Origin of the sequence: Candidatus Protofrankia californiensis (assembly GCF_900634765.1) — a bacterium.
In the GTDB taxonomy this organism is placed as follows: domain Bacteria; phylum Actinomycetota; class Actinomycetes; order Frankiales; family Frankiaceae; genus Protofrankia; species Protofrankia californiensis.
In genome coordinates this window covers 12,987-19,958 of sequence record NZ_CAAAFT010000395.1, presented here as the reverse complement: position 1 = coordinate 19,958, position 6,972 = coordinate 12,987, and the positions used below count along the sequence as shown (strand labels likewise).

At 70.7% G+C, this 6,972-nt stretch carries 7 protein-coding genes and 1 pseudogene; 4 read left to right on the top strand and 4 right to left on the bottom strand.

Going from position 1 to position 6,972, the window contains the following annotated elements:
• The 3 genes from DD1DGNOD_RS20335 to DD1DGNOD_RS20325 all read left to right on the top strand — a co-directional run.
• On the top strand, positions 1 to 577 hold a 577-nt coding region (locus tag DD1DGNOD_RS20335), incomplete at its 5' end, for an acyl-CoA dehydrogenase family protein (protein WP_283234736.1).
• Positions 578 to 762: 185 nt separating this feature from the next.
• Complete coding sequence (locus DD1DGNOD_RS20330) at positions 763 to 1,998, top strand: SfnB family sulfur acquisition oxidoreductase (protein WP_131768072.1); 1,236 nt, start codon at positions 763 to 765, stop codon at positions 1,996 to 1,998.
• Positions 1,999 to 2,090: 92 nt separating this feature from the next.
• Entirely contained in the window at positions 2,091 to 3,260 is a 1,170-nt protein-coding gene (locus DD1DGNOD_RS20325; RefSeq protein ID WP_131770833.1) for an LLM class flavin-dependent oxidoreductase, read from the top strand.
• A 33-nt stretch (positions 3,261 to 3,293) separates the two neighbouring features.
• Here the strand turns inward: DD1DGNOD_RS20325 and DD1DGNOD_RS20320 are convergent, their stop codons facing one another.
• The 3 genes and pseudogenes from DD1DGNOD_RS20320 to DD1DGNOD_RS20310 form a co-directional block, all read right to left on the bottom strand.
• Positions 3,294 to 3,635: a type II toxin-antitoxin system PemK/MazF family toxin gene (locus DD1DGNOD_RS20320; RefSeq protein WP_131768071.1), complete on the bottom strand. Its 342-nt coding sequence runs from the start codon at positions 3,633 to 3,635 to the stop codon at positions 3,294 to 3,296.
• Positions 3,632 to 3,901, bottom strand: a complete 270-nt coding sequence (locus DD1DGNOD_RS20315; RefSeq protein ID WP_131770832.1) for a hypothetical protein — start codon at positions 3,899 to 3,901, stop codon at positions 3,632 to 3,634. Before DD1DGNOD_RS20315 ends, DD1DGNOD_RS20320 begins: the two co-directional genes overlap by 4 nt.
• A gap of 149 nt (positions 3,902 to 4,050) precedes the next feature.
• Positions 4,051 to 4,191 (bottom strand): annotated as a pseudogene (locus DD1DGNOD_RS20310) (zinc-binding dehydrogenase); the annotation flags it as partial.
• A 543-nt stretch (positions 4,192 to 4,734) separates the two neighbouring features.
• Between DD1DGNOD_RS20310 and DD1DGNOD_RS20305 the strand changes: the two are divergent.
• A complete protein-coding gene (locus DD1DGNOD_RS20305; RefSeq protein WP_131770831.1) occupies positions 4,735 to 5,511 on the top strand; it encodes an SDR family NAD(P)-dependent oxidoreductase in 777 nt (258 codons plus the stop codon).
• A 236-nt stretch (positions 5,512 to 5,747) separates the two neighbouring features.
• On the opposite strand, the gene DD1DGNOD_RS20300 is transcribed toward DD1DGNOD_RS20305, so the two are convergent.
• Complete coding sequence (locus DD1DGNOD_RS20300; protein WP_131768068.1) at positions 5,748 to 6,653, bottom strand: TauD/TfdA dioxygenase family protein; 906 nt, start codon at positions 6,651 to 6,653, stop codon at positions 5,748 to 5,750.
• Positions 6,654 to 6,972: the final 319 nt, after the last annotated feature.

Genomic DNA, 6,972 nt, shown 5'->3' with positions numbered 1-6,972 from the left:
CGTCGAGCGGTCGGAAATCCTCGGCGACGACCCGCTCACCGGCCGCACGCCGTCGCCGTACCAGACGCTGGTGACCCCGCACTGGCAGCTCGCCTTCGTCAACTTCTACATCGGAACCGCGGAGGGCGCGTTCGAGGAGGCTCTGGACTGGACGCGCCTGCACGCCGCGCCGTGGGAGACCTCCGGTGTCGAGCAGGCGGCCGACGACGCCTACATCCTGCAGGCCGTCGGTGAACTGCAGAGCGAGATCAGGGCCGCCGCGCTGCTGGCCGACCGCGCTGGGCAGTCGCTGCAGGCGGCGCTTGACATCGGTCCGTCGCTGACCGCGGAGCAGCGGGCCGAGGCTGCGATCGCCATCTACGAGGCGAAGTACCTCACCACCAAGGTGTCGCTGGCGGTGGCGAGCCGGTTGTTCGAGATCCAGGGCGCCCGGGCGACCACCAGCGCCTACGGATTCGACCGGCACTGGCGCAACCTGCGTACCCACACCGTCCACGATCCGGTGGCCTACAAGGCGCGCGAGGTCGGAGACTGGACCCTCAACCGCCGCGCCCCCGAGTTCTCGCTGTACCGCTGACCAGGCTTGCTGTGCCGCTGAGCTTGCCGTACCGCTGACGAGAGGGCCTCCGGCGGCGCGATCATGTTTTTTGCGCCGCCGGAGAGGCCGAAGTCCCCATGACCAAGGGTGGCGGACGCCGGGTGTGCCGGCGTCCGCCACCTGCTGCGTCCACCGTCTGGAAGTCGACCGTCTGGAGGGCTGTGGTGACCGATCGACCATCCGACGCCGGGGCCCGCCCGTCCAGTGTCGTGCGCTCGGACGCCGAGGCGCTGGAGATCGCGCGGAAGGTCGCGGCCGGCTTCGCGGTGCACGCCGACGCCCGTGACCGGGACCGGCGGCTGCCCGAAGCCGAAGTCGACGAGCTGTCGGCGTCGGGGCTGCTCGGCATCACCGTCCCGGCGAGGTTCGGCGGCGCCGACGTCTCGGCGGCGACGCTGGCCGAGGTGTTCCGCATCCTCGCGGTCGCCGACGCGAGCCTGGCCCAGATCCCGCACACCCACTTCGTCTTCCTCGACGCCCTGCGCAGGCAGGGCAGCGAGGACCAGCAGACCTTCTACTTCGGCCAGGCGCTGGCCGGCCGGCGCTTCGCCAACGCACAGTCCGAGCGTGGCGGCAGGACCATCGCGGACGACGCCACCACACTGCGCCGCTGCCCGGAGGGCGGTTACGTCCTGCGCGGCGAGAAGTACTACTGCACCGGTGCGCTGTTCGCGCACTGGCTGGTCGTCCGCGCCGTGCTGCCCGACGAGCCGCCGCGTGCCGGCGGGGCTGTCCCCAAGGCGCTGGCCTACATCCGTCGGGACTCATCCGGAGTGAGCGTCGAGGACGACTGGGACGGCATGGGCCAGCGCACCACCGCCAGCGGCACCGTCCGGCTGGATGACGTCCTGGTCACGACGAACCAGGTGATCGATTTCTCGTCGATCTTCGATGGCCCCACCACCTACGGCGCCCGTGCCCAGGTGCTGCACGCCGCGCTGGACACCGGCATCGCCCGCGGCGCGCTGGACGCCGCCGTCGGCCAGGTGGCCAGGGCCCGGCCGTGGTTCGAAAGCGGCGCGGACCGGGCCGCCGACGACCCGCTGCTCGTGCAGCAGGCCGGCGAACTGGAGATCGTGGTCCGTGCGGCCGAGGCCCTGCTGAGAGAGGCCGCGGCGAGCATCGACGTGGCCGAACACGACCTGACCGAGGCGAGCACGGCGCGGGCGTCGGTGGCGACGGCCGTCGCCAAGGTTGCCGCCGCCCGGGCGGCGGTACGGGCGGCGGGGGAGTTGTTCGAGCTCGGCGGCACGCGGTCGGCCGCGGGCTCGCTGAACCTTTCGCGCCACTGGCGTGACGGGCGCACCCACACCCTGCACGACCCCGTCCGGTGGAAGATCCAGCACATCGGACGCTGGCTGCTGTCCGGCACGCCCCCACCACGGCACGGACAGATCTAGACAGTACGGACAGTTCTGATGGCACGAACGGTTCTGACAGCTCGGACAGCTCGGACGGCACGACACCCGGCGATCCTGGAGGCGTTTCCCGAATGGCCCTGCGGCTGCACTGGTTCCTGCCCACCTACGGTGACTCGCGGTTCATCGTCGGCGGGGGTCATGGTCTGCCCGCCGGCACCGCGTCGGGCGATCGCCGCGCCTCGATCGGCTACCTCTCCTCGATCGCGCGCGCCGCCGAGGAGTTCGGCTTCACCGGCGCCCTGACCCCGACCGGGGCATGGTGCGAGGACGCCTGGCTGACAACCGCGATGCTGGCCCGCGAATCGGAACAGCTCGCCTTTCTCATCGCGTTCCGTCCCGGTCTGATCAGCCCGGCCCTTGCCGCGCAGATGGCCGCGACGTTCAGCACCCACGCCCCCGGCAGGTTGCTGCTCAACGTGGTCACCGGGGGAGAGGCGGACGAACAGCGCGCCTACGGCGACCACCTTGACAAGGCCGCCCGCTACGCCCGCTGCGACGAGTTCCTCTCGATCGTGCGCCGGCTGTGGGCGGGGGAGGTGGTCACCCACCGTGGCACCCACCTCCACGTCGAATCCGCGCACCTGCCGACGCTGCCAGACCCCGTCCCGCCGCTGTACTTCGGCGGGTCGTCGGCCGCGGCCGGGCCGGTCGCGGCCACGCACGCCGACGTCTACCTGACCTGGGGCGAGCCGCTGGACGCGGTAGCAGGCAAGATCGCCTGGATCCGTGGCCTCGCCACCGAGCGCGGACGCAGCCTCCGGTTCGGGATCCGGCTGCACGTCATCACCCGCGACAGTGCTGACGACGCCTGGCAACAGGCCGGCCGGCTCCTCGACACGCTCGGCGAGGACGTCGTGGCCGCCGCGCAGGCCGGACTGGCCCGCAGCGAGTCCACCGGACAGGCGCGGATGCGGGCCCTGCACGAACGCGGCCGCGCCGACGGGAGCTGGCGCAACCCACGGGCGCTCGAGATCGCCCCGAACCTGTGGGCCGGCGTCGGTCTTGTCCGCGGCGGGGCCGGCACCGCCCTGGTGGGCAGCCACACCGAGGTCGCCGACCGGATCGCCGAGTACGCCGCGCTCGGCATCGACGAGTTCGTGTTCTCCGGCTACCCGCATCTGGAGGAGCTGTACTGGTTCGGCGAGGGCGTCCTGCCGCAGCTCGCCCGCTTGGGTCTCGTCGACAACCACGGCGTCCGCGACACGGGCAACCGCCCCTTCCTCCCGGCCGCGGCGCACTAGGAAGCAGCGGCGTACCAGGAATCACATCAGGAATCAGAGGCCGAGGAAGTAGCGCAGCACCTTGCGGATCGCGGCGAGCGTGGTGTCGTCCACGGTTCCCAGGCGGCGCTCGAGCCTGCCGCTGTCGATCGCCCTGGTGTCTTCGGGACGGGCGAAACTCGGCTTGTTCAGCCCGGTTGCGGGTCCGGCGATGGGGGGCTGGGTGACCAGGCCACGGTCCTGCCCGGTGAGGGGGACGACGATCGCCATGCCGATGGGCAGGCTGTGCAGGCCGTCGGCGGAGACAACCACGACGGGACGCCGGCCGCCCTGTTCGTGGCCGACCACGGGATCGAGGAGCGCGAGCCAGATCTCGCCGGTGCGAACCCTCGTCATTCCCACCAGCCGGGCGCGTCATCGAACGCGAGCGCGTCCCGGTCGGTACCACGCTGCCAGGCCCTCGACTCGGCGCGGTCGCGCTCCCACCCCTGCGGGTCGCCGGCGCGGAGCTCCTCGAGCTGGGCGCGGGCTTGCGCGAAGAAGGACTCGCGTTCGAGTCGTTCGGCTATCTCGGCGAGCATCCGTCCCATCGTGGTCCCGCGATCGTGGGCAAGGGAGGCGAGCCGGTCCCGAACCGTCACATCCACCTTGATCGTTGTCATCGTCATACCGATAAGTATGCCGTCCAGTAGACCGCATAGTCATGCTGCCCGACTGGCGACCGGCCCTCCGCCACGACGTTGCCCACGACGTTGCCGAAGCTCACGGAGACACTCGGAAGCCACGCGCGCAGAGGCCACGTGAACGGTTGTCAGGGCACGAGCACGATCTTGCCTCGGACGTGGCCGCGTTCGAGTTCGTGGAAGGCGTCCTGGACCTCGGCCAGGGGATAGGTCCTGGCGATCGGGACCTCCAGGCGGCCGTCGGCCACCAGCTGCGCCAGCTCGGCGAGGACGCCGGCGGTGGCCGCCCCCGCTCCCTCCTTGGTTCTCTCCCCGTTCCGGCTCGACCCAACAGGTCAGCACGCCTGGCCGTGCCCAGGTTGTGATACGCCTCGGCGCATCCTCCCACGCCCGGTTCGGCCTGCCGTTTCCTTTTTCTACCGGATCGGTTGACAATACTTGTGGGTGTACCTACTGTCGCCTGCATGAGCCGGCACACCTGTCACCTGCTCTGCCGCTGTCCGGCTTTCCGCGCCCACGGCTATGGCCACGCCAGCGGGGTGGCAAACGCGCTCTGTTCACCTGGCTGACGACGTCCGCCTGCCTGACGGCACTGTTGCATCCCGGCTCTGCCGGGCGCCGATCATCAGGAGATGTCCGTCCGCTGCGTACGTGACGCCGGCTGTCGGGTGCCGGTCGGCCGCGTGAGCACGACCGCGACCCCCGGAAGATCGCCGGTTCGGGTGGTGTCGCGGACGTCCCGGCACCCGCATCCATCGAGAACCGGGATTCATCGAGAACCGACGACTCATCGAGACCTGACGGAGCGAGACGTGGATCTACAGCTGTACGGGCGGCGTGCGATCGTGACCGGCGGTAGTCGCGGCATCGGCCGGGCCATCGCCAGGTCGCTGGCCGCCGAGGGGGTCAAGGTCGCGATTGCCGCGCGTGACGCCGACGCCCTGGAGGTGGCCGCCAAGCAGCTCGAGGCCGAGACCGGCGGCACCGTGCTGCCGGTCGTCGCCGACACCCGCGACGGGGCCGCCGTGGCGCGGCTGGCCGAGCGGACGGTCGCGGAGTTCGGTGGGGTCGACATCCTGGTCAACAACGCCGCCCAGCCGGGCGGCGCCGGCGGTCCCGGTGGATTCCCCGAGCTGGACACCGCCGATCTCGCCGACGACATCGACGTGAAGGTCATCGGTTACCTGCGCACCGCCCAGGCGGTCGCACCGCATCTCGTCCGGGCCGGCTGGGGCCGCATCATCAACATCGGCGGTCTCGCGGCCCGTTCGACCGGGCGGGTGGCCGCGTCCATCCGCAACGCCGGCGTCACCGCGCTCACCAAGAACCTCGCGGACGAACTCGGTCCGCACGGGATCAACGTCGTCGCCGTTCACCCCGGCCCCACCGTCACCGAACGGTTCGCCGACCTGGTCGGCAACGAGCCCGGCCGGCTGGACGCCATCACCGCGACGCTGACGATCGGTCGGGTGATCACCGCCGAGGAGGTGGCCACGCTGGTGACGTTCCTCGCATCCCCGCTGAGCGTGTCGATCACGGGCGAGACGATCGCCTGCGGCGGCGGGAGCCGCGGGCCGATCTACTACTGATCCCGTCCGGCCGGTTCAGCGGATCGTCTCCCGGCCATCCACCAGTCCGGCCACCGGGCCGGGCCATCCGCCCGTCCGGCCACCGGGCTGGGCCATCAGTCCTCCGGGTGCCGGGCCGGCGCGGGCCGGCGGACGCGGATGTCGCTGGCTGTGTCCATACTCTGCGCAGCATCCGTGGTCGGCGCCGCCGCGGCCACGCTGCCGGCCACGGCGGCGCCGCGCTTATGCGGCCGGGGCTATACGGCGATCGGGGTGTAGTGGGAGGCGTCGTCGCCCTCGATGGCGTGGCTGCGCCGGCCGTCCACCCCGACCGGTACGCCGCCGGCGACGGTGACCCGGTGCAGCAGCCGTGGGAGGTCGCCGTAGTCGTCAACGCCGTAGTGCTGGGTGATGCGATTGTCGAAGAAGGCGAGGTCGCCGGGGGCCCACCGCCACCGGACGGTGTTCTCCGGCCGGGTGATATAGGTCTGCAACAGGCGGAGGATGTCGCGCGACTCGGTCACGGACAGGCCGACGATGCGCTGTGCGAACCCGCCGATGAACAGGCCCCGTTCGCCCGTCTCGGGGTGGACGCGGACCACCGGGTGGGCGGTCCGGTACTTCCGGGAGACGAAGATCTCGCGGTACGCCTTCGTCTGCGTTGTCTCGGCCGGCGGTATCGCGTAGTCGTAGTCGTTGGTGTGCTCCGCCCAGATCCGGTCGGCCAGTTCACGCAGGTCGCCCGGGAGGTCCTGGTAGGCGGTCGCGGCGTTGGCGATGAGGGTGTCCCCGCCGAATGGGGGGATCACGATGCTGCGCAGGGTGCTCGCGGCCGGCGGACTGACGACGAACGTGACGTCGGTGTGCCAGTTGTTGGCCCTGCCCTCGGTCGAGTCCACCCGCAGCACGTTCGGGCTGCCGGTCAGGGACGGGACGGTGGGGTGCGCCGTGGTGAGCTCGCCGAAGCGGGCGGCGAAGCGCTGCTGCCTCTGGTCGTCGAGTTCCTGCCCGCGAAAGAACAGCGCCTTGTGTTCGACGAGCGCGGCCCGGATCGACGCGACGGTGTCGTCGTCGAGCTCGTCGCGAAGGTCCACGCCGACCACCTCGGCGCCGATCCGCCCGGTCACCTTGCGGATGTCGAGATCCGTACTGACGACGGCCATGTCGCTCCTTAGTGGTCCGGGGCGTGGGCCTTTGGCGGCACGAAAGAAGCATGGTCGCGTCGCCTTCGGCTTTCTGATCGGTTGGCCGGGAAGAACTGTCCGGTGACCGGCTCCGACGGTTTCCCGTCGGCTCATGACGCCCATGGTCATGTTTGCCGCGGAGCGGGTCAATATTTAGCGGTCCGGTGAAAATAATTGGACGACGTCCGCATCGACAGACAATGCGGGCACGATGAGCCACAGCCCGGTGGGACAACCCGCAACACCGGTGGGACAAGTTACAACACCGGTGGGACGAGTTACAAACCGGTGGGACGAG